Source organism: Rhodococcus sp. ACPA1 (genome assembly GCF_002300195.1).
Classification (GTDB): Bacteria; Actinomycetota; Actinomycetes; order Mycobacteriales; family Mycobacteriaceae; genus Rhodococcus_F; species Rhodococcus_F opacus.
Window position 1 is genome coordinate 154,098 of the sequence record NZ_NSDX01000013.1, and the last position, 22,040, is coordinate 176,137.

Annotated in this window: 18 protein-coding genes; 2 read left to right on the forward strand and 16 right to left on the reverse strand. The window is 66.6% G+C overall.

What is annotated here, in order from left to right:
- Positions 1 to 546: 546 nt before the first annotated feature.
- Positions 547 to 804, forward strand: coding sequence for a DUF4190 domain-containing protein (locus CJ177_RS41895; protein WP_095870524.1), 258 nt, complete (start codon positions 547 to 549; stop codon positions 802 to 804).
- A 200-nt stretch (positions 805 to 1,004) separates the two neighbouring features.
- On the opposite strand, the gene CJ177_RS41900 is transcribed toward CJ177_RS41895, so the two are convergent.
- Complete coding sequence (locus CJ177_RS41900) at positions 1,005 to 1,220, reverse strand: hypothetical protein (protein ID WP_095870525.1); 216 nt, start codon at positions 1,218 to 1,220, stop codon at positions 1,005 to 1,007.
- Positions 1,221 to 1,758: 538 nt separating this feature from the next.
- On the opposite strand from CJ177_RS41900, the gene CJ177_RS41905 reads away from it, so the two are divergent.
- Positions 1,759 to 2,838, forward strand: a complete 1,080-nt coding sequence (locus CJ177_RS41905; RefSeq protein ID WP_257014950.1) for a YhcG family protein — start codon at positions 1,759 to 1,761, stop codon at positions 2,836 to 2,838.
- 230 nt (positions 2,839 to 3,068) lie between these two features.
- On the opposite strand, the gene CJ177_RS41910 is transcribed toward CJ177_RS41905, so the two are convergent.
- The 15 genes from CJ177_RS41910 to CJ177_RS41980 form a co-directional block, all read right to left on the reverse strand.
- Positions 3,069 to 4,049, reverse strand: coding sequence for a type IV toxin-antitoxin system AbiEi family antitoxin domain-containing protein (locus CJ177_RS41910; protein WP_095870527.1), 981 nt, complete (start codon positions 4,047 to 4,049; stop codon positions 3,069 to 3,071).
- Between the two features lie 371 nt (positions 4,050 to 4,420).
- Entirely contained in the window at positions 4,421 to 5,446 is a 1,026-nt protein-coding gene (locus tag CJ177_RS41915; protein WP_095870528.1) for an NADPH:quinone oxidoreductase family protein, read from the reverse strand.
- Positions 5,443 to 6,342 (reverse strand): acyl-CoA thioesterase domain-containing protein, encoded by a 900-nt coding sequence (locus CJ177_RS41920; protein WP_218835186.1) that lies wholly within the window; start codon positions 6,340 to 6,342, stop codon positions 5,443 to 5,445. Before CJ177_RS41920 ends, CJ177_RS41915 begins: the two co-directional genes overlap by 4 nt.
- Positions 6,332 to 7,891, reverse strand: coding sequence for a class I adenylate-forming enzyme family protein (locus CJ177_RS41925; protein ID WP_095870530.1), 1,560 nt, complete (start codon positions 7,889 to 7,891; stop codon positions 6,332 to 6,334). The genes CJ177_RS41920 and CJ177_RS41925 overlap by 11 nt, the downstream gene beginning before the upstream one ends.
- A 41-nt stretch (positions 7,892 to 7,932) precedes the next feature.
- Positions 7,933 to 8,745 carry an MBL fold metallo-hydrolase gene (locus tag CJ177_RS41930; RefSeq protein ID WP_095870531.1) on the reverse strand — a complete coding sequence of 271 codons (813 nt, stop codon included), beginning with the start codon at positions 8,743 to 8,745 and terminating at the stop codon, positions 7,933 to 7,935.
- 56 nt (positions 8,746 to 8,801) lie between these two features.
- The gene (locus tag CJ177_RS41935; protein WP_095870532.1) at positions 8,802 to 10,373 is read right to left on the reverse strand and encodes a class I adenylate-forming enzyme family protein; all 1,572 of its coding nucleotides are present in this window, start codon (positions 10,371 to 10,373) and stop codon (positions 8,802 to 8,804) included.
- 8 nt (positions 10,374 to 10,381) lie between these two features.
- Positions 10,382 to 12,532 (reverse strand): acetate--CoA ligase family protein, encoded by a 2,151-nt coding sequence (locus CJ177_RS41940; RefSeq protein WP_095870533.1) that lies wholly within the window; start codon positions 12,530 to 12,532, stop codon positions 10,382 to 10,384.
- Entirely contained in the window at positions 12,529 to 13,683 is a 1,155-nt protein-coding gene (locus CJ177_RS41945) for an acyl-CoA dehydrogenase family protein (RefSeq protein ID WP_095870534.1), read from the reverse strand. Before CJ177_RS41945 ends, CJ177_RS41940 begins: the two co-directional genes overlap by 4 nt.
- Positions 13,684 to 13,710: 27 nt before the next feature.
- On the reverse strand, positions 13,711 to 14,526 hold the full coding sequence (locus CJ177_RS41950) for an N-acyl homoserine lactonase family protein (RefSeq protein ID WP_095870535.1): 816 nt from the start codon (positions 14,524 to 14,526) through the stop codon (positions 13,711 to 13,713).
- On the reverse strand, positions 14,523 to 15,407 hold the full coding sequence (locus CJ177_RS41955) for an NAD(P)-dependent oxidoreductase (RefSeq protein WP_095870536.1): 885 nt from the start codon (positions 15,405 to 15,407) through the stop codon (positions 14,523 to 14,525). The genes CJ177_RS41950 and CJ177_RS41955 overlap by 4 nt, the downstream gene beginning before the upstream one ends.
- A gap of 42 nt (positions 15,408 to 15,449) precedes the next feature.
- Positions 15,450 to 16,913 (reverse strand): aldehyde dehydrogenase, encoded by a 1,464-nt coding sequence (locus CJ177_RS41960; RefSeq protein WP_095870537.1) that lies wholly within the window; start codon positions 16,911 to 16,913, stop codon positions 15,450 to 15,452.
- Positions 16,900 to 17,712 carry an enoyl-CoA hydratase/isomerase family protein gene (locus CJ177_RS41965; protein ID WP_095870538.1) on the reverse strand — a complete coding sequence of 271 codons (813 nt, stop codon included), beginning with the start codon at positions 17,710 to 17,712 and terminating at the stop codon, positions 16,900 to 16,902. The genes CJ177_RS41960 and CJ177_RS41965 overlap by 14 nt, the downstream gene beginning before the upstream one ends.
- Before the next feature lie 24 nt (positions 17,713 to 17,736).
- Positions 17,737 to 18,888: a CaiB/BaiF CoA-transferase family protein gene (locus CJ177_RS41970; protein ID WP_095870539.1), complete on the reverse strand. Its 1,152-nt coding sequence runs from the start codon at positions 18,886 to 18,888 to the stop codon at positions 17,737 to 17,739.
- On the reverse strand, positions 18,888 to 20,054 hold the full coding sequence (locus tag CJ177_RS41975) for an acyl-CoA dehydrogenase family protein (RefSeq protein WP_095870540.1): 1,167 nt from the start codon (positions 20,052 to 20,054) through the stop codon (positions 18,888 to 18,890). Before CJ177_RS41975 ends, CJ177_RS41970 begins: the two co-directional genes overlap by 1 nt.
- A gap of 10 nt (positions 20,055 to 20,064) precedes the next feature.
- Positions 20,065 to 22,011, reverse strand: a complete 1,947-nt coding sequence (locus CJ177_RS41980; RefSeq protein ID WP_095870541.1) for an AMP-binding protein — start codon at positions 22,009 to 22,011, stop codon at positions 20,065 to 20,067.
- Between the last annotated feature and the right edge of the window lie 29 nt (positions 22,012 to 22,040).

The following is a 22,040-nucleotide window of genomic DNA, read 5'->3' on the forward strand; positions in this document are numbered from 1 at the left end:
GTTGTACACCCCCGGCGCTAGCCCTTCGTGGGTCACCTCGAAGGTTTCTCCACCGGCAGGCCACGCTGCGTCGTGGTCTTCACCGAAGATATGAACCGAACCGTCAACCCCGATACCCGCATAGCAGTACCCGCGGTCGTTGGGGTAGTGGATGATCGCTTTGAGCGAGTCATTCCCCGCAACGAAGGTGACCTCCGGGGGCTGCCAGTCGTACGGCTCTGCCGAAGCAACGCCGGGAGTTGCAACCGCGCACGCCGCGGTAAACAGCACGATCAGGGGCTTACCTCGCAGCTTCATACCTGAGATCTCTACCAGAGGGCCCGCTGTTCATTCACGTGGAGGACAGACCAAGCGAGACCCGACGACGGCCCCACGGCGACGTCCGGAGCGTTCCGCGTCTGATTGTCATTCATCTGAATGACATTTGGCGCGTGAAATTCTCATCATCAACGACACGGCCGCCCCGGATCGCCAGGGATGCGCGGCGGTGATCGAAGTTTGAACTACAGTCTGGCTGTCCAGACCTTGAAATGAGAGGAACTGGCCGTGGTGGAATTCGACGAAACGGAGCTCGGTGTCGAGGTGGCGGAGCGCACCAACGTATGCGCGATCGTCGGACTGTTCTGCGCCCTGACAGGGCTATTCATTCCGGCGCTTGCCTTCGGTGCGATCGGTTACGTCGAGACCGGCGGGCGCGAACACGAAACCGGTTCCGGCCTCGCCGTTGCCGCCCTGATCCTGGGTGCAATCGAACTACTTGTCGCCGTGCTGACAGCCGTCGTAGTTCTCGTGTCCTTTCGCTAAATTGAACTCCCCGCGCCGTTCGGCATGAAGCAGAGGACCTGACGGTGTGTCCGAACGTCACCTGCCACTGCGCGGTCCGATGGGGCGACCACCGGCTGAGCACCTATCTTCCATTCTCGCCACATCCGGCATCTTCCCGTGGCGTCGCAACCCCCGACCGTTCCCGGAAACTCCTCGCACGAGGAACTCCAGACAAGATCTCAGATAGGCCACACCGACATGCGACACCGCCACACCCTGTCCCTCGCCACATGGGTCAGCGCGGCCACGTTGATCCTCGCCGCCTGCAGCGACGACTCAGCCACCACAGCACGCAACGCCTTGTCGACATCAGCAACCAGTTCTACGACCGAACCCGACTCCACCGTCAAGCGGATCACCGCCCCACCCACGACCAGCGCGATCGCCGAGACCACCAGTGAGGATCTGCACGGGGCTGCGCTCTACCTTCAGACGTGCCACGACGCGCTGGATTATTTTGACGCGTTCCGCGAACTCTCCGACATGGGACGAGATCCCGAAGACCGACCGCACCGAAATCGAACGCGCCATCTACGCCGCCGCAAACGACGACTGCTGACTCCAGCGAGCACGGACAGTTCCCCAACCGGGGCCTGCTGCGGTGTGGTCGCTCACGATTCCGATTCTGTCCTGCAAGGACCACCGGGGCGATCCTGGCACCGACCCGCATACCCGGCGAAGGATCCCCCTTGACGACGACGGTCGCTGCCGCTCGATGATGCGGTTTGCATCCGTCTCGCCCCGCTCCTCCCGTCTACCGAACGCCGTCGCATCATTTACGCAGCAGCTTGCTGCGTAAATGCCCGCTCCCGTGTTTTCACCTGTCGGAGCGGCGCCGATCAGCCCGGTGCTCCTGAAGATGATGCGAGAGCGGACGGGGCGGCGCCCGCCCGGCTTCGCCATCTGTCGGCCGGATGGGAGAAGATGGCGACGATGAGTCGAGCAGAAGGAATCGAGCCCGCCGGGTACGGCGCCTTGCTCGAGGACATCAAGTCCCAGGTCCGCACCGCCCGCGTCCACGCCGCCCGCAAGGTCAACACCGAACTGATCCTCCTGTATTGGAAGATCGGGAAGCTGATTCGCGCTCGGCAGAGCGAGGAAGGGTGGGGTACCAGGGTCATTGCCCGGCTCGCCGACGACCTGCGCACCGAGTTCCCCGGCATGCGCGGACTGTCCCAGCGCAACCTCATCTACATGCGGACCCTTGCCACCGAATACCCCGACCCCATTGCGCAGCACCCTGCTGCGCAATTGCCGTGGGGACACATCCTCGTCCTCCTCGACCGTCTCCCCGACCCCCATGTCCGCGACTGGTACGCCAGCCAGGCCGCCCATCACGGCTGGTCCCGCGCCACACTCGTCCATCACATCACCTCGGATCGGCACCTGCGTGTCGGTGCCGCACCGAACAATTTCCCCACCACGCTGCCGGCGCACGAATCCGACCTCGCCCACGAGATCCTCCAGGATCCGTACAACCTCGACTTCCTCGGCCTCGACGCCGGTTACAGCGAACGCGACCTCGAAGATGCCCTCATCGGCCGACTCACCCATTTCCTCACCGAGCTCGGTGGTGGCTTTTCCTTCGTCGGACGCCAGTACAAGCTCACCGTCGGCAACTCCGACTTCTACCTCGATCTGCTGTTCTTCCACCTGGGCCTGCGCCGCTTCGTCGTCTTCGAGCTCAAGATCGGCCACGCCGAGCCCGAACACATCGGCAAGCTCAACTTCTACGTCAACGCCGTCGATGACCTGCTCCGCAAGCCCGAGCACGGCGACGGCACCACCATCGGAATTCTCCTCGCCGCCGACCGCGACGACATCGTCGTCGAATACGCACTCCGCGGCCTGGACTCCCCGCTCGCCGTCAGCACCTACACCACACACCGGTCCCTGCCCGCCGACGTCCGGCCCGCCCTTCCGACAGCGGCCGACCTCGCCGACGCCATCCGGGACGTTCGACACCCCCACGACTCCCAGACCCCTCTCCCCGGGCCGGCAACCGACAGCTGAGCTCGCCCACGCGATAACCACTGCCCACGCGATATCGACCTGCACCACATTCCGAGGCACCCTTGAGGATTCACCCGTCCGGGGTCGGCGTCAACGACGCGGGGTCAGGAAACGGGCGACAACGAATGGGCGACGCACCCGGGCGATATTCTAGCCGTGCGGTCGGGCGTATCGGTTGAGGCGGTCGGTGATACTGGCCCGCACCGCCTGCGGGGACCGCGACACCGGGCTCACCGGTCTGCCGCCTTCGCCGACCGGACCGACCCGGCCGTCCGGTCGGATCCGGTCGTGCTGGTGCCGTCCGCCGACTGGGAGGCGGGTGCGGTCTCCCCGGTGCCGGTGCCGGTGCTGGTGCTGGTGTCGCTGGCGGTGGACTGCCCGAGGGCGGCGGCGAGCGACCGCATCAGCGCGTCCCGCGCCTGCGGCGACTCGGTCACCGCCTTCATCAGGGCGGCGACATCCAGCTGCCCAGCATCCGCCACGGACGCAGTAGCGGCGGTGGCACCAGCGGCTGTGGTCGTGTTCTTGCGAGCGAAGTCCGCGACCGCCAGCATGGTGGCCGGCACTCCCGCCTGAGCGATCAGCACCTCGAGGAAACCCTGCCCGTCCAGAGCCCGGTGACCATAGTCGAAGGCATGCGGGGACAGCACCGCCACCACCTCCTCCACCGTGGCCAGGCCCCGGGTGAGGGCGTCGCGGACCACCGACGCCAGATGCCCCGCATCGGTGCCGGCGGCGGCCAGATCAGCGATGGTGCGGACCGGGGTGGTCACCGGCAGCCCGTCGACGAGCTGCCAATCCTCCCGCGACAGCACACCCCGGTGCACGATCACCTCTGGCAGCGACAGCCGGATCCGCCGGGTCGCGGTCAGCTCCACCACATCGGCGTCCAGATCCCCCAGCCCCAGCAGGCCGGCGGCGGTGCGATGCGAAAGCACCCCGGTCGGGACCGGCTGATCCAGCCGCTCCCACACCACCGCATCCGGGTCCAGCGCCAGCCACGCCACCCGCTCCTCCAGGTGCACATCCTCCGGCATCCGTGCCAGCCGGTACAGCCCATGATGCAGCCGCTCGAGCACCCCCGAATCGACCATCCGCTTGAGCTGCTGCACCGACACCGACGTCACCGCCCGCGCCTGCCGGCTGGTCACCACACCCCCCTGCTCAGCGGCCAGCGTCACCACCTGCGCAGCACGACTATCCGATCTCATGCCACAAAACTACACATATTCCCTTATATTTTCGGCAGCGTATGTAACTATTGTGCCCGGCTCGGTCGAGGTCGGTGACGGTGCCGACGCACGCCGGACTGCGCGTCAGAGCGGGCGCAGCATCGAGTGCGCGGGCACTTATCCGGTGGGAGGCAGGTCGGCATTTCGCACCCGACCCGTCAGGACTGGGATGAGCTGAGGTGCCTACCTGTGCCGCGGGTCCCGGTTATCAAGCCGCCGCCCGTCCCGACGCCGACAGCGCGGATTTCCCTGCTAGCAACCGGGAAACTCAGCGGCCGAGACAGCCGCAAGCCCACGACTCAGCGTCCGGGTTTCGGTGCAGTGTGGCCGCCATGACGGGAGTGGGCCCTCTACTCGGCCTTGGTTCGCTCGTCCTGATCGATCAGGAGCACGACACCTCGGCGAGAAGAACTCTCCGTCACCGCACGCATCGCAGCGTCGATCTCGTCGAGGCGGAACTCGTGGGGTTCCGGCACGGGCAGAGCACCGGCATCCACCAGTGCCAACAGCCGGACCAGTGCTGCCTGAACCCTGTCGGGACACCGGGACCAGTAGTCGGTCGATTGGAGGCCCGACACCGAGATGTTCTTTACGAGCAGGTGCCCGGGCTTGATGGGCGACGGGGTGCCTGCGGCGAAGCCGACGATCACAAGCCGGCCCTCCCATGCCGTGGCCCGAACCAGCTGACCGAGGAGTGGACCACCGACGACGTCGACCACCACGTCTGCGCCGCGCCCGTCCGTTCTGCTCTTGATCGCCTGGGCTATGCGGTCGGGGTCCGCGTCGACCACCTCGTCGATGTGCTCGCGCAGTTCCGAGCGCACCCCCTCGAGGTCGCGGGAGGCCACCAGGACGGTCGCGCCCTCTGCCTTGGCGAGCTGCGCCGCAGCACGCCCTACGCCGCCGAGCGCACCGGTGACCAGGACTGTCTCACCTGCGCGTAAGCCTGCTCGAAAATGCAACGCTGCGTACGCGGTGAAGTAAGCGATTCCGAACGTCGCGGCTGCGGAGTAGGTCATCGAAGCCGGGATCCTGGCGACCTGCGCCCCCGGTACCACCGCGGCACCGGCAATCGCTCCGTGGGTCATCAGTGCGAGGACCCTGTCTCCGAGGGCGAGGTGGGTGACCTGGTCGCCTACCTCGATCACCAGTCCGGCCGCTTCCATTCCCGGGACGAAGGGAAGTTCGGGCCGAACCTGGTATTCGCCCTTCATCATCAGCAGGTCAGCGACATGGAGGGCCGCAGCTCGGGGGGCCATCACTACATCGTGGGGGCCACATGTCGGAGGGGGAATCGCCTCCACTGTGATTATCGGGGTTTCGTGGTAGCGGTGGACCTGCAGGGCCGTAATGTCCGATCGTCTCGACGTGGTCATGCGTACTCCGTCCTTCGGTGACGATGCGTGGGCAGCTCGGTCCGGCTGCCCCGCATGAGCTGGGTGATGGTGTCTACCGGACGGCTGGATTGCAGGATCGTGGACACTGTCGTGTGGCCGAATATGCCTCTGTGGTCGTACATTTCGGCCGTACCTACCGAAATAGCGCCCGCTCCGACTCGACCGGTCGCCGATACGCCCAGGGCCTGTCCGTCGGGGAACCTGGCCAGGGTGAGCGTGACGTCGGCGTTGATGTAGCGGACGCCGTCGGTACCCCAGTGAGTGACGAGATTGGTCAGGTCCGCGACGGTGGCGGCGGCTTGGAACGGCGATACGGTCTCGTTCTCCACGACCGGGATGGACTGGCACCAGAGCTGTTTTCGCGCGGAGTTTCGATGAGCGGCCGCGTCGGAGTTCCATCCCTCGTCCTCACTGAAGAACAGGCGTCCCTCGTCGGTGGCCGGCCGCAGGTCGGCCGGAGGCATGCTTGGGGACCGGCCCGGCGACCAGGGCGGATCGGCGACCTCCCGCTGTGCCGCCGGCAGGAACAGCGTGCGAGCGCGCGCCATGGTGTGGCCGTTCTGGAGGAATTCGCTGTCCACGAGCAACAGACGACGGCCCTCGCGGACGACGGTCGACCTCGTCGACACGGGCGCCATCGTCGCCGCCCTCTGAAGATCGGCAGTGAACCTGACCGGACGGAGGTCCGGTCGCGCCCCGCCGGCGTCTTCCGCCGATCGAGCCAGGGCGCCGGTGACGGCACTGCCCCGCATGTGCTCGCTACCCCACCCGCTCAGTGCCACCGGCAAGGGCGTCAGTTCCTCGAATCCCGTACCGGGGCATCGTCGGAAGTAACCCGATACGCCCACGGTCGCCGGCACGTCGTCACGTCTCACTCGTGTCCCCCTGCGATTTGAGCACACGCTTGAGGAGCTTGCCGGAAGCGTTCTTCGGCAGTTCGTCGAGGGCGAGATACGCGCGCGGTCTCTTGTAGCCGGCCAGCTTCTCCCGGCACAGGACATCGAGTTCGTCTTTCGGGATCGGAATCTTGTCCCTGGTCACTACATACGCGGTGACGATCTCGCCCCACTTGGGGTCGGGGCGACCGATGACGGCGGCTTCGACGACGTCCGGATACTTGACGAGGACATCCTCGATCTCGGTGGGAAAGATGTTCACTCCGCCCGAGATGATCATGTCCTTGGCCCGGTCGACCACGTAGAGATAGCCCTCCTCGTCGAATCGACCGAGGTCCCCGCTCGAGATCCAGTCCCCGCGGAACTGGTCCTCGGTGGCTTCGGGGTTCTTGTAGTACCGGACTCCCAGGCCGGGTCCCCGCTTGTAGATCTGCCCGACGGTTCCCACTGGGACGTCCTCACCGCTGGGATCGAGGATCCGCAATTCGCATCCGAAATAGGGCAGGCCCGCCGAGCGCTCCTTGCGGAGCTGGTCTTCCGGCTTGAGGATGCTGAAGAAACCCGCCTCCGTCGAGCCGTAGAGCTCGTAGAGTCCCGCGGCGGGGACGTACTCCAGCAGTCGCTCCTTGGTCGCGGTGAGCAGCGGAGATCCGGCCGACATCAGCCGGCGTACCGACCCGATGTCGAACGACGCCTTATCGGGCACCTCGAGGAGCATCTCGAACATCGTCGGGACCATGGGGATGAACGACACCCGTTCACGTTCGATGGTCTGCAGGAGCTCGCGTGCGTCGAATTCCCGGAGCATCACCACGGTTCCGCCGACCATCAGCTGCTGGAGCCCCCAGGTGAAGCCGAGACCGTGATAGAAGGGACCTGCGAGGACGGTGACGTCGTTCGCGCGGTTGCCCACCTCGACGGTGATGTCGTACCACCCCTGCCGGGCGATCCGCTGCGGGATCTCACAGACCTTGGGAGCACCGCTGGTGCCGCCGGTGAATGCCAGGTGATAGACGTCCCATTCGTCCATGTCCAGGTACTCGACATCCGTCGACGAATCGGTGAGCACCGTCTCGTAGTCGAGGTAACCGGCTGACCCGTCCTCACCGGCCACGACGAGCACGTGATCGGCGGGAATGTGCGGCAGAGTCTCGTGGGCTGCGGCGAACGTGCCGGTGAGATGTCCGTCCACGATGACCACCTCGGCGTCGCTGTGGTGGACCGCGTACTCGATCTCCCCCGGCGTGAACCGATAGCTGATCGGTACGACCGCTGCGCCCAGTCCGGCAACCGCATAGACGATCTCCACGTACTGCACACGATTGGTGAGGATCACGGCAACCTTGGTTCCCTTGTGTACGCCCAATCTCGCCAACCCGTTGGCCAGTCTTGCCGTACGCTCGCTCACGTCCAACCAGGTGAGGCGGGTGTCGCCTTCGACGATCGCAGTCTTGTGGCGGAGCAGGTGCGACTGGGCGTGCAGGTGTGGGATCTGCCCGATGGTGAGTTGCTCCCCGTAGGTGACCATCGTGGTCCTTTCATCTGTGACCGGGTGCGGTCCCGGGCGGCTCAGAGCGCGCGGAATCGACGCTGACCGTCGGTCAGTACTATGCGCCCGAAGTTCAGGCCGGGGAAGTGTGCTCCGGCGACCAGGTCGCCGCTGGCGGCGAGCTCGTCGGCGAGCCGGTTACGGGTCTGCGAGGCGAGCTCGGGGTCCTCGTCGAAGATGGCCCGCCAGTCCGGTTCCTCGAGCTCGACGGTCGAATGCACGACGTCGCCCAGCAGATACCCCCGCCGGCTCTCACTCGAGACGACGAAGACGGTCGAACCGGGGGTGTGTCCGGGGCTGTGCAGGGCGTCCACGCCCGGGGCCAAGGTGATGTCCCGGTCGAACAGCTCGAGCTGGTCGGTGATGGGCGAGAGTTTGCGTACGGCGCCGGGGCTGGCATCTGGAGAGGTGACGAAGTGCTCCCAGTCGAGGCGATGCGTTCGGTAGGTGGCGCCGGGAAAGACGACCTTCCCCTTCTGGGTCGTCCAACCTACGTGATCGAAGTGGAGGTGGGTGAGCAGGACGTCCGTCACCTCTTCGGGCGCCACGCCGTGGGCGCGCAGGGAGTCGAGGAACTTACCGCCGGTGTACCGGCCGCCGTGCTCGAGCAATTTGTCATCGATGGTGCCTACTCCGGTGTCGACGACGACGACGCGATCGCCGGTTCGGATGAGGAATCCGCCGATGTCGAAGTCGAGGACTCCGTGCTCGTCGAGGGCCTCTGCCTTGGTCGACCAGGGTTCGTCGATGCCCGGCCTGGTGAGGATGTGGTTGGGGTCCTCTCGGCCGATCCCGTCGAGTACGGGCAGTACGTCAATGTCTCCGAAACGCATTTCTAATACCTTTCTTGCACAGTAGATCCGGCAACGCTCCGCGGAACGGACCGGTGTCAGGAAGCCGAGCCCGCGATGGATGCGTAGGTGTCGCGCAGTTCACGCTTGAGGATCTTTCCGGCGGGGCTCACGGGCAGTTCGTCGACGAACACGTAATGACGGGGGCACTTGTACTTGGCCAGCCGCGCGGCGACCATGTCCCGGATGGAGGACTCGAGTTCGTCCGCCGGGCCGGAGTCGCCGGCGGGGACGATGACCGCGCAGCCGACCTCCAGGTACTTGCTGTCGGGGACACCCACCACGGCGACCGCGCCCACGCCCGGATGCCGGGCGACCACTGCCTCGATCTCCGCAGGATAAATGTTCTCACCGCCGCTGCGGATCATGTCCTTGCTGCGTCCGCTGACCAGCAGGAAGCCGTCCTCGGTGATCTGCCCGAGGTCACCGGTACGGCACCAGCCGTCCACGAATGTCTCGTTCGTGGCGTCCGGGCGATTCCAGTACACCCCGGAAATGGCAGGCGATCTGACCCAGATCTCCCCCATGTGGCCGGGAGCGACGTCCGTACCGTCGAGAGCCACCACCCGGATCTCGGTGAGGGGCAGCGGGCGTCCGACGGTATGGGCGTGGCTTCGGTTGAACTCCTGCACGAGGACTGCGGACTGTCCGCCGCCCTCGGTGAGGCCGAAACCCTTGTTGAGGACCACGTGCGGCAGGTGTTCGCTCAGTGCGTCGATCGCCCACGCCTGCAACGGATCACCGCCGGACATGATGAGCTTCAAGGTGTCGAGCTTGCGGAGTTCCTCGGCTCCCAGCGCGAGCAGGTCGTAGATGAGGAACGGATAGAGCAGCGCGTCGGTGACCTGGGCCGTTTCGATCGTGCCCGCGATCCGCTCGGCGGACATCCCTCCGCTGGACATGATCACCGCCTTCCCGTAGACCATGAGCGCCGGAAGGGTGAAGCACTCGAAGGCGCCGGCGTGATAGAGCGGCCCGGTCGTCATTGTCACGGTCTCGGAGGTGAAGCCCCACTGCATGGCCTGGATGGTGGCGAACCACATGACATTGTCATGTGTCCACACCGAACCCTTCGGTCTGCCGGTCGTTCCGGAGGTGTACATGATCATGACCGGATCACTTCCGGACGGTCGCGGAAGATCGTCGACACCGTGATCGGGGGAGGTGAGGTCGGGCTCGGTTGCCCAGTCGGGTACCGGAGTGTCGTCGTCCGCGAGGCAGAACCAGGTCCGGACCGAGAGATCACCGCGAACCGGATCCAGCTGGTCACTGCGGCTGGAGTGAAAGAAGACCACCTTGCTTCCCGAGTCCTCGATGAGGAAGGACAGTTCCGCGGGAGCGAGCCGGAAATTCAGGCGGACCGCGATCGCGCCGATGCGGGCGATCGCGAAGTACAGGGCGACGTAGTCGAGGGAGTTCAGCAGGATCATTCCGACCCGGTCGCCCTTGACGACCCCGGCTTCCCTGAGCACGGTCACGTAGCAATCGCGGCGGGCGCGGAGATCGGTGTAGGTCCACCATTGGGTTCCGTCGATCGACACCGCGGGGGCGCTCTTGTCGCCCCGCGGCAATGCCCGGAACGGTGAATCCACGATGTGGTTGACATCCATGGGAACTCCTACGGTCCTACGTTACCGGCGGTCATCACGACGGCGGGGGTCGATCGAGGGGAATTGGAGCGATCGGGTTGTGCGATCCGGACAACAGCATCGACCGCGAACACACCCTGTCCTTCGGCACAGACCATCACCGGGTTCGCTTCGAGTTCGACCACGCCGGATTCGACGAGTCCGGCAGCGCGGGAGACTGCGACCACGGCGTCACGCAGCGCTACCAGGTCGCCCTTGGGGAGGCCGCGGAACCCGGCGAGGGCACGGAACGCGGTCACCTCGTCGATCATCTCCTGGGCCGTGGCCGGATCGACGGGAGCGAGACGGACGCTGCGGTCCTTGTGGAGTTCGGCCAGCACTCCCCCGGCGGCGAGGAGCACGATCGGGCCGACATCCGGGTCGACCCGGAATCCGATGAGGGCCTCGCCGAGTCCTCGGACCATCTGCTGCACGAGAATCTGGTCGGTCGGCACGGTGGGGTCGGTCCGCCGCACCGACGAGACGATGGTGTCGACGGCGGACTTCAACCCGGCGGTGTCCTCGACTCCGAGAACGACGCCACCCAGGTCCGATTTGTGAGCCAGTCCCGCCGCATGAATCTTCACCGCGGCCGGTGTGGTCACCGGGATCTCGTCGAAGGGTCCTGCCGTGCCGAGAACCGCGAACGGGGCGTGTGGGATTCCCAAGTCGGCGAACACCCCGTATGAGGACTGCTCATCGAGGACGCTGGTCGTCGTAGGTACCGGAAGGGGCGAGAATGCCTCCAGCCGGGGTGCCCTGGAAGCGAATACCGAGACGATCGCGTCGGCACAGGCTTCCGGGGACCGGAAGGCGCTGATCCCGCTGCCGCGAAGCATTCGAAGCGCATCCGGCGCGGAGGGTACGACGAACGCCACGAGGGCTTTGTCGCCTCCTGCAGCGTCGACGATCGGCTTGACGGCATGCTCCGGAAGGAAGCGGGCAGACGAACCCGGGACCGCCACGACGGCATCGAACTCGGGGGCTGCGAGCAGGATGTCGAGCGCGGACTTCATCACCTCGTACCGAGTTCCCGCCAGTGTGAGGTCGACGAGGGTGCCGCCACCTGCATCGATGCCGGCGTCGGCGAGCCGGGCTCGGGTCTTCTCGCTCGGCGGGGTCGGTTCGGCGCCGGCCATCGCCAGGCAGTCGACCATCATCGCCCCGCCGCCGCCCGTGGTGGACACGACGGCCACCCGCGGAGCCGAGCGCGCAGCTCCGAGGGTCCGGGCGCGGCGAGCCAGGGGGTGTGCCTCGAGGAGCGCGTCGAAAGTGTGGACGCGGGTGATGCCGAGATCGCGGAGCGCCGCATCGGCAATCGCATCGTCTCCCGCGAGGGCGCCGGTGTGGGAGACAGCCAGTTCGGCAGCCGCGTCCGAGCGCCCGAGCTTGTATGCCAGCACCGGCTTCCCGCGGTCGGCGGCTGCCCGCGCGAACGCTGCGAGATCGCCCGCATGGCTGAGGTTCTCGAGGAAGAGGATGTAGCTCGTCACCTCGGGGTCGTCGACCGAGGCGAGGCAGACTTCGCCCAACGACAGGTCGATTTCGGAGCCCGTGGAGACCATGGAGTGGAAGGCTATTCCCGCGTCCTTGCCGCGTGAGGCCAACGCACCGATGGCACTACCCGACTGGGACGCCACGAAGATGCCTCCACCCATCGGCAACGGCTCGGAGAAGGCGGCATTCGCGGTCAGGACGAGGCGCTGGGAGGTGCTGACCACTCCGAGACTGCTGGGGCCCAGGACGCGGGTCCGCCCGGCCGCAGCGACCTCCTCGAGCGACGTCATCCGCCGGCGGGCATCCGCCGAACCACCCACGAAACCGTCGGCCATGATCGTCACCACCGGAACGCCGATCCGGGAGCACTCACGCGCGGCCTCGATCGCCGGATCCGCGCCGGTGAGAACGAAGACGTGGTCCGGGACGGTGGGCAGATCGGCCAGGCTGTCGTACGCCATGCGGCCCCCGACGGTGTCGCGGTTCGGGTTGACGACGTACACGGTTCCTGGCCAGTTGTTGTCGGCGAGATTGCGGAGGGGGCGCGAGGTGGTCTTGGCCGGATCGTCCGAGGCTCCGACGATCGCGACGGTCTGTGGCCGCATCAGTGCGTGGTAGAGGCGTTCGCCGGCATCGGGGTTCATCGCTTGCTCGCCCTCTGGCTGAACCGGCGGTCGAAGACGGTCTCGGCGATGCGGTTTTTGAGGATCTCGGTGGAACCGCCGGCGATCTTCCAGCCACGGGTACGCCGGAAGCAGTACTCGACCAGCGATTCTTCGCTGAACCCGATACCACCCATTGCCTGAACGGCGAGGTCTGCGGCACCGAATCCGGCCTCGTTGGCCGCGTACTTCGCGACAGCGGTGTCGTAGGCAGTCGGAAGTTCACCGTCGCCGACGGCGGCAGCACGGTGCAGGAGCAGTTGGGCGGACTCGAGCGCGACAGCGCGCTCGGCGAACATCCACTGCAGCCCCTGAAACTCTGCGAGCCGGCGGCCGAACTGTTCGCGTTCGGTGACATGCCGCACGGCGGCATCGAAGGCATAGCGTCCGACAGCCAGCGATCGGGAGGCGTTCCCGAGCCGCTCGACGTTGAATCCTGTGATCTGTCGTTTGAAGCCGCCCTCGCCGAGAAGGACCTGAGAGTCCGGCACGAAGCAGTCCTCGAAGTACAGCTGGCACCAGTGCTCACCGTTCATGAACATGGACGGCTCTCCCACCGTGAGACCGGGAGTGCCGGCGTCGATGAGCACTGAGCCGATTCCGCCGACGCCCGGGCCGAATCGCACGTACACCAGGTACACCGAGGCGTCCGCACTGTGGGTTCCGAACACCTTGGTGCCGTTGATGACGAACCCGTTGTCCTTACGGACTGCGGTTGTCTGCAGGTCCGTCACCGCGGAGCCTGCCTCGGGCTCGGTCATGCTCAGTCCGATGACCGACTTTCCGGCCAGCAGATTCGGCAGGTACTTCTTACGCTGCTCGGGGGACGCGTACTCGGCGAAGGTCCTGATCGCTCCGAAGTTGCCGGCCTGGATGACGTCCGCCGATCGCGGGCAGTGCGCTGCGACAGCTTGGATGGCGACGACAGCGGCGAGCAGCGAAGCGCCCTGTCCGCCTTTGTCCTCGGGGATCGTCAGTCCGAGCAGCCCTTGCTGTCCCATCTGTTCGGCCACCTCCCAGGGAAATTCGGGAGCGTGCGCCCTGGTGAGTGCACCCGGCGCGAGCGTCTTGGCTGCAAACGCCGAGACGGAGGCGCGGAAGTCCTCGATGTCATCGGGAAGGCGGAAGTCCACGGCGAAATCTCCTGTGTTGTTCGTAAGTCAGTGATGTGCGAGTGCGGGGCGGGGTGCGGGCTGTCGGTGCAGGGCGACCATCCCGTCGGGAAGATCGCCGGATACCGCGCCGAACCGTTCCATGACGGCAGGGTCGTGGCCCGGCACCACATGATCTGGTCCGTCGGCGAGTTGCAGGACGGTGTCGAAGGCGTCGAGCATCGCAGGGACGTCCACGATCGCCGGGAAGGGGTTTCTCAGGTCGAGGTTGGCGTAGTAGTGGAGCGCGTCGGAGGCGAGCACGACCCACCCGCGTTCGGTGCGCACCCTGACCACCTGCAGGCCGGGGGTGTGTCCGCCGACCGGGTGCAGTTCGACTCCGTCGGCCAGCACGTGGCGGCCGTCGATCTGGCGGACTCGGCCGTCGAAGGTGCGGCGCACGATGTCGCATACGTCGTCCACGTCGAAGAAGTGCGATAGTTGCTTGTGCCGCATGCTGTTGCCGGTCGCGTATCCGACCTCGGCACTTTGGATCCAGACGCGCGCGTCGGGGAAGTCTCCGAGATTGCCGGCGTGGTCGTAGTGTAGGTGCGTGACGACGATGTCGGTGACCTCGTCAGGTTCGATTCCCAACTCGCGCAGAGCGTCCGCCGGGCGACGCTCCAACACCCGGCCGCGGCGTTCACCGGCTTGCGGGCTGAACCCGGTGTCCACCACGATGATCCGATCGCGGTTTCGGACGACCCAGATGTCGAAGTCGAGCCGCATCGCGCCCGAGAGGTGCGGGTCGCTGAGGAAGTTGTCCCGGGCGACCCGGTCGACATGCCCGAGCCGGATCGCGACGACGTCGAAGGTCGCGCTCATTTCCTCGTGCCACCTTCGATGAGCTTGACCATCACGGGGTAGTACTCGTCGCTGTAGCCGGCGTCGCGGGTGGCCTCCAACAGCGTCATGGTCTGATCCGCCGACGCGGTGGGGACGCCCTCGTCGCGGGCGAGCTGGAGCGCCAGATTCAGGTCCTTGATGGCGTACACGGTCGGGAACGTCTTGACCGGGAATTCGTCGACGGCGAGCGTTGCAAGTGCCGACTTGCGCAGAACGAAGCTGTCCGCGGATCCGAGGGTGAGCGTCTCGAACAGCAACTTCGGGTCCACACCTGCCGCGGTGCCGATGGCGCGGGCCTCCGCCAGCGCGTTGACGGTCTGGAAGACCACCATGTTGTTGAGGATCTTGATGACCTGCCCGCTGCCGAGTGCGCCGGCGTGGACGATGTCGGATCCCATGCAGGACAACAGCGGTTGCAGGTCGGTGAACCGTTCCGGTGTGGCGCCGACGGTGATGAGCAGGGTGCCGTCCTTGGCGGCCTGCCGCAACCGGGCCACCGGCGCGTCGACCAGTTCGACGCCGTCCTTGTCCAGAAGCGCCCCGAGCGCACGCGTCCGGGTCACATCGCTGGTGCTCATGTCGACGATGATCTTCGGCGGGTTGGTCGCGGACAAGAGCTCTTCCGCGACCGCCTCCACCTGGACGATGCTGGGGAGCGAGAGGAAGACGACGTCGGCCTGCTCGGCGACGTCGACCACGCTCGCACCCCGCTTGGCGCCGGCGTCGACGACACGGTCCAGCGACTCGGTGCTCAGATCGAAGGCGATCATCTCGTGGCCTGATCGGGTCACCAAGTTGATGCTCATCGGGCCGCCCATGACGCCGAGTCCGACGAAACCGAGAGTGCGCTTGCTGCTCATGTGGGTTTTCCTTCCTACGATCTTTTCATCGCGTCTCGCCGCTCAATCGAGCGCGACGATCACGCTCTTGACCTGCGTGTAACCGAGCAGCGCCTCGATGCCCTTCTCCCGGCCGATGCCGCTGGCTTTGTATCCGCCGAACGGGATTTCGACGCCCGCCCCGGCATAGCGGTTGATCTGCACCTGGCCGGCCTGCAGTTCCCGGGCCACTCGATGTGCCCGGCCGATGTCGGAAGTGAAGACACCCGCCGACAGGCCGTACGGTGTGTCGTTCGCCTGCGCGATCGCCTCGTCGAGATCGTCGAACGCGATGACGGACTGCACCGGACCGAACACTTCCTGCCGGGCGATGGCCATGTCGTTGGTCACGGACGCGACGAGGGTCGGCATCACGAAGAATCCCGTGTCCCGGCCCGTGGGTCCGTGGCCGCCGACGATGATCTCTGCACCGTCCGCACGGGCCTGTTCGACGATCCCGATAACCCGGTCGCGCTGTGCGGCGGACACGAGCGGTCCGAGGTCCGGGTCGTCGGCGCCGCGGCCGACGGACAACCCGTGCATCTCGGCGGCGACCCGTTCGACGAACTCGTCGTGGACCGTGCGATGGACGAACAACCGGGTGGTGGCGAAACAGGATTGGCCCGAGTTCCGGATGACGGCAAGGGCCCCGGCCTTCGCGGCACGTCCGAGGTCGGCGTCGGCGCAGACGATCGTCGGCGATTTTCCACCGAGTTCGAGGTGAGCGCCGACGATTCGTTCGGCCGCCACACGTCCCACGCTCTGCCCCGATGCCACCGATCCGGTGAACGCGATGTGCCGGACCAGTTCGTGTCCGACCAGGGCGCCGCCGACGGTGGGGCCGTCGCCGAGGACGATGTTGCACACCCCGGCCGGAAGACCCGCCGCGACCATGAGGATCGCGACGAGACTGGTCGTCAGCGGTGTCAGCTCGGACGGCTTGACGACCACCGTGTTTCCGGCGGCCAGGCACGGTGCGACACCGCGCATCATCTGACTGAGCGGGGCGTTCCAGGGGGTGATGTGCGCGACGACGCCGTACGGCTCGCGGACGGTGTAGGCGAAGGTGTCCGTCGCCTGCGGGATGGTCTCGCCGCCGAATTTGTCACAGGCGCCGGCGTAGTACTCGAGGTAGCGCGCGGTGACGGCGATGTCGCCGCGCGCCTGGGAGATGGGCTTCCCGGTGTCGGCGGACTCGAGGGTGGCCAGATGGTCCGCGTGAGCGCGGACGGTTTCGGCGAGGCGAGCGAGCACACGTCCACGTTCGACGGGCGCGGTCGCGGCCCAGTCTCGCCACGCGTCGTGGGCGTTGCGGACGGCCTCGTCGACCTGATCCGCCGTGGTCTGCGCGAACCGGGCGATGACCTGTTCGGTGGCCGGGTCGTGCACGTCGTGGATCGTCGCGTCGGCTGCCGCCGCCGTCCACTTTCCGCCGACGACGGCGGTCAGGACGTCGGGCAACACCGTGGCCGCCTCAGGCGAGTTCATGGGATGCATTCGGGGTGAAGTTCGGCGCACGGCGTTCGCGGTGGGAGGCAACGCCTTCGGCGACGTCGGGGCCGTTGAAGGCGAGGAACTCGAGGCCGAGGGAGGCGTCGAAGATCGGCCCGGCCTGGCGGTACCAGCCGTTGATCGCCTGTTTGGTCCATCGGATGGCGTCCTGCGCACCGTCCGCGAGGTCGGTCGCGATGGCCGTGGCGGTGTCGAGCAGCTCCTCTTTGTCGACGGTGAGGGAGACCAGTCCCGCGCGTTCGGCGTCTTCTCCGGAAACTTCCCGGCAGGTCATGAGGAGGTACTTCGATTTCGCGATGCCGCACAGAAGCGGCCAGACGGCGGCGGCGTGGTCACCGGCGGCGACACCGAGTCGGGTGTGGCCGTCGATGATGCGGGCGTCTTTGGCGGCGACCGAGATGTCGGCCATCAGCGCTACCACGAGACCGGCTCCGACGGCGGGTCCGTGGATGGCCGAGACGATGGGCTTCGAGCAGCCGACGATGTTGTAGTAGAGGTCTCGGGCCTCCTGCATGACGCGCATGTTGACCCGGTGGTCGGCGATCTGGGCCTCGACCATGTCGAAGCTGCCGCCGGCGGAGAACGCCTTGCCGACGCCGCGGACGAGGACCACCCGGACGGCCGGGTCCCGGTCGATGACCTGCCAGATGAGCGCCAGTTCGCGGTGCTGGTCTTCGGTCACGGCGTTGAGATTGGGCCCGTCGAAGACGAGCTCGAGTACGCCGGGGTGGTTGGTCTCGAACTTCAGACTGGTGAACTGCTCATAGGTGGACACTGTGGGTTCGTCCCTTCGGGGGTGTCAGTGGATCGAGTGGACTCGGACGTAGCCCGCAGCCCAGTCGGCGATGACGTCGCCGATGTCCGCGCCTTCCCGAGCCGACGGCCCGGGGTGGCGTGCGGGAGTGCGGTGCAGACGCGGGGACGGTGCCGGGTGCAGGACGCCGTCGACGTCGACGAACACGGCGCGTTCGGCGTTGTGCGGGTCGCGTGCCGCCTCGGGGAAGTTCAGTACCGGCGTGACACAGGCATCGGTGCCGGCGAAGGTCTCGGCCCACTCGGTCATCGGCTTGGTACCGATCCGGTCCGCGATCAGGGTCCGCAGCGTCGGCCAGTTCGCTTCGTCGTCCCGGTCCGGCCACGCGTCGGTGTCCTCCCCGAGCCCGTCGAGGAAGGACCGGTAGAAGTCCTCTTCGAGGGCGCCCACCGCCACGAACCGGCCGTCGGCGCAGCGGTAGGTGTCGTAGAACGGTGCCCCGTTGTCGACGTGGTTGGTTCCGGGCTCGTCGGAGAACAGCCCGGCCGCGCGCAGGCCCTGCATTCGTGCGGTGAGCACGGCCGCACCGTCGACCATGGACACGTCGACGACCTGCCCGCGGCCCGACCGAACGGATTCGTACAGGGCACAGACGATTCCGTAGGCTCCCAAAGCCCCTCCGCCGGCGTAGTCGCCGAGGTAGTTCACCGCCGGACGCGGGCGCTGCCCGGGATGCCCGAGGGTGTGCAGGACTCCGGACTGGGCGACGTAGTTGATGTCGTGTCCGACAGCCTTCGCCAGGCTGCCCGTCTGGCCGTAGCCGGTGATCCGTGCGAACACGATCGCCGGATTACGGTCGAGGACGACGTCCGGGCCGAGACCGAGCCGCTCGACGACGCCGGGACGGTAGCCCTCCACGAAGATGTCCGCCGAGTCGATCAGTGCGAGCACGGACTCGACCCCCGCGGGGCTCTTGAGATCGGCCTCCACCGAGGTGGTCCCCCGGTTGACCACGTCCCGGTCCGGGGCGAGCCCCTTGGTCTGTCCGATCTCGCGCGCGGAGCGGTGCCGCGGGCGCGCGACGCGGACGACGTCGGCTCCCATGTCGGAGAGCAGCATCGAGATGAACGGGGTGGGCCCGAGTCCCTCCAGAACGACAACTCGTGTTCCGGAGAGGGCACCGCTCCGCGCGGACATCAGTACGACCTCGGCATCTTGAGGACGTTGTGCGAGACGAAGTTGAGCACCATCTCCTGCGAGAACGGCGCGTTCAACTGGAGGCGGCATTCCCGCCACAGACGCTCCACGTGGTACTCCTTCGAGTACGCGTAGCCGCCCAGGGTCGACATCGCGCGGTTGCAGGCTTCGAACCCGGCTTCGGCGCCGAGGAACTTCGCTGCGGCGGCTTCCTTGCCGCATCTCTGCTGCGTGTCGAATAGGTTCGCCGCATGCATGGCCATCCGCTCGGCTGACTCGAGGCGGATCCACGAGTCGGCCAGTGGATGAGCAACGGCCTGGTTCTTGCCGATGGGACGATCGAACACGACCCGGTCCTTGGCGTACTGAACCGCGATATCCATTGCGGCACGACCGATTCCGATCTGTTCCATGGCGACGACGATGCGCTCGGGGTTGAGTCCGTCGATGAGGTACTGAAACCCCTTGCCGACCTCACCGACGACCTCGTCGTCGCGGACCGGGAGGTCGTCGATGAACAGCTCGTTCGAGTCGAGCGCCGAGCGGCCGCACTTCTCGATCTCCCGGATGGTGACGTGGTCTCGGTTGAGATCGGTGAAGAAGATCGTCATGCCGTCGAGCGGGTTGGCGTCATCACGCGGTGAGGTACGGGCAAGCAGCAGGATCTTGTCCGCGTTCTGGGCGTTACTGATCCAGACCTTCTGACCGTTGACGACCCAGCCGCCGTCGACCTTCTTGGCCATGGTGCGGATGCGGGAGGTGTCGACGCCGGCGGTCGGTTCGGTGACGCCGAAGCACATGAGGATTTCTCCGCTGGCGATCTTCGGCAGCCACTGCTTCTTCATTTCCTCGGAGCCGAAGTTGATGATCGGCGCCGGGGGGAAGATCGAGAAGTGGATAGCCGACGCACCACTGTTCGCGGCACCGGAGGCGGAGATCTCGTAGAGCATCACCGCCGCCTCGGTCATCCCGAGCCCGAGTCCGCCGTACTCCTCAGGGATGATCAGCCCCAGCCAGCCACCGTCGGCGAAGGCCTTCACGAACTCGCGCGGATATTCGGCCTTCTTGTCCTTCTGCCGCCAGTATTCGAGATCGAAGCTGCGGGCCAGTTCGCGTGTCGCCTTTCTGACGACGTCGACTGCGGTCTCCTCGGTGGTGATGGTCATGGTGTTTCTCCTAATTCTGCAGAGAGGGAATGGCGGCGAGACTGTCCACGGAGTCGAGTGCGGCGAGATCGCCCGTTGGTTCTCCGAGATGTTGTGCGCGGATGACGCGGCGCATGATCTTGCCGTTCTTGGTCTTCGGCAGAGCCGACACGAGGTGGACGGTGGGGGCGAATGACCGTCCGACGTTGTGGACGGCCGTGGCGACGAGGTCGTCCTCGTCGATCCCCTCGTCCCGCACGACGACGAAGGCGACGACCTTCTGGCCGCGTTGTTCGTCGGGCACCCCGATCACGGCGACCTCGACGATGCGGGGATCCTTGAGCAGCGCGGCCTCGAGCTCCGCGGGTCCGATTCGTCGGCCGGAGACCTTCATCGTGTCGTCGGATCGGCCGTGGATCTTCCAGCTCCCGGATGGGGAGACGCTTGCCAGGTCACCGTGGACCCAGAGGTCGGGCCAGGTGTCCCAGTAGGTGTTCAGGTAGCGGTCGGTGTCGCGCCAGAAGGAGTGGGTCATTCCGGGCCAGGTGTTCATCACGGCCAGTTCCCCGATCTCGTCGAAGACCGGTGCGCCGGCTGCGTCGAGGACGGCGGCGTCCATACCCAGCATGGGGCCGTTGAACGACGCCGCGTCCGCGGCGAGGAACGGATAGCAGACGATGATTCCGCCGGGAACCTCGGTTCCGCCGCTGTAGTTGATGACGGGGCGGGTGCCCTTGCCGACGTGGTCGAACAACCATCGCCAGGTGGGCTCGTCCCATGCCTCACCGGTGGAGGCGAAGGAAACGAGGGTCGACAGGTCCTGCGCGATGGCCTCGTCCTGTGTGGCCGCCATGACGGCCCGCGCCGCGGTCGGAGCGATGCCCTGCAGGGTGACCCCGTTGCGTTCGACGATCTCCCACAGCCGGTTCCGGCTCGGGTACGTCGGCACGCCTTCGGTCAGCACCAGGGTGGCGCCGTGCTGGAGAACGCCGATGAGGAGAACGCCGTACAGCATCCATCCGATGTCGGCGATCCAGGCGACGACATCGCCGCGGTGGACGTCGAAACCGTATGCCGCGTCGACCCCGCACTTTACGGCCAATCCGCCGTGCGAGTGGACGATGCCCTTCGGTGCGCCGGTGGTACCGGAGGTGTAGGCGATGACCACCGGGTCGTTGGGGTCGGTGTCCACGGTCGGGGCCGGCGCGGGGTCGGCCTCGAGTTCGTCCCAGTAGACGTCCCGGCCGTCCACCATCGGAGCCCCGTCGCCGAGATTGCGCACGACGATGACCGTGCGGATCGAGGTCGTCTCCGCGAGTGCCTCGTCCGCGGTCTCTTTGAGGGGAACCCGTTTGCCGCGGCGCGTCGTCGCGTCCGCTGTCACGAGCACGACCGCCTCGGAGCTGCGGATGCGCGAGGCAACGGCCTCGGCGCCGTAGCCGGAGAACGCCGGAACCACGACCGCGCCGATCATGGCGGCGGCGAGGAACGCCACCGCGGTCTCGGTGACCACCGGGGCGAACAGCACGATCCGGTCGCCCTTGCCGACCCCGAGGTCACGCAGGTTCGCCGCGAAGCGGCGCACCTGCCGGTCGAGTTCGGCGAAGGTCAGCGCCCGGCGGGCGCCGTTGTCGGCCTCGTAGACGATGGCGTCCCGGTCGGCGAGATCCCCGGCCGCGTGCCGGTGCGAACACAGGTGCGCCAGATTGATCCCCCCTCCGACGAACCACTTCGGCAGCGGCTTGCCGGCCGAGTCGTCGAGCACCGCGGTGAACGGGCGGGTGAACTCGATGTCGAGGTCGTCGATCACCGCACGCCAGAACCACTCGGGATCGTTGATCGATGCTGTGTGCAGTTCCTCCACCGACTCGTATCCCCACCGCTTCATCGCCGCGAGCAGCCGGTTCCGGGAAATGATCTCCTCGGTCGGGATCCAGGCGGGCGAGGAGGAGGTTCCGAAGACGCATTGCCCCAACATGTGCACGTCCTTCTTGTGTGATCGGATGG

Coding starts and splice junctions, on each gene's coding strand:
- CJ177_RS41905 (WP_257014950.1), top strand. CDS start 1,759: ATGAGTCGAGCAGAAGGAATCGAGCCCGCCGGGTACGGCGCCTTGCTC.
- CJ177_RS41910 (WP_095870527.1), bottom strand. CDS start 4,049: ATGAGATCGGATAGTCGTGCTGCGCAGGTGGTGACGCTGGCCGCTGAG.
- CJ177_RS41915 (WP_095870528.1), bottom strand. CDS start 5,446: ATGACCACGTCGAGACGATCGGACATTACGGCCCTGCAGGTCCACCGC.
- CJ177_RS41925 (WP_095870530.1), bottom strand. CDS start 7,891: ATGGTCACCTACGGGGAGCAACTCACCATCGGGCAGATCCCACACCTG.
- CJ177_RS41930 (WP_095870531.1), bottom strand. CDS start 8,745: ATGCGTTTCGGAGACATTGACGTACTGCCCGTACTCGACGGGATCGGC.
- CJ177_RS41935 (WP_095870532.1), bottom strand. CDS start 10,373: ATGGATGTCAACCACATCGTGGATTCACCGTTCCGGGCATTGCCGCGG.
- CJ177_RS41940 (WP_095870533.1), bottom strand. CDS start 12,532: ATGAACCCCGATGCCGGCGAACGCCTCTACCACGCACTGATGCGGCCA.
- CJ177_RS41950 (WP_095870535.1), bottom strand. CDS start 14,526: ATGAGCGCGACCTTCGACGTCGTCGCGATCCGGCTCGGGCATGTCGAC.
- CJ177_RS41955 (WP_095870536.1), bottom strand. CDS start 15,407: ATGAGCAGCAAGCGCACTCTCGGTTTCGTCGGACTCGGCGTCATGGGC.
- CJ177_RS41960 (WP_095870537.1), bottom strand. CDS start 16,913: ATGAACTCGCCTGAGGCGGCCACGGTGTTGCCCGACGTCCTGACCGCC.
- CJ177_RS41970 (WP_095870539.1), bottom strand. CDS start 18,888: ATGTCCGCGCGGAGCGGTGCCCTCTCCGGAACACGAGTTGTCGTTCTG.
- CJ177_RS41975 (WP_095870540.1), bottom strand. CDS start 20,054: ATGACCATCACCACCGAGGAGACCGCAGTCGACGTCGTCAGAAAGGCG.
- CJ177_RS41980 (WP_095870541.1), bottom strand. CDS start 22,011: ATGTTGGGGCAATGCGTCTTCGGAACCTCCTCCTCGCCCGCCTGGATC.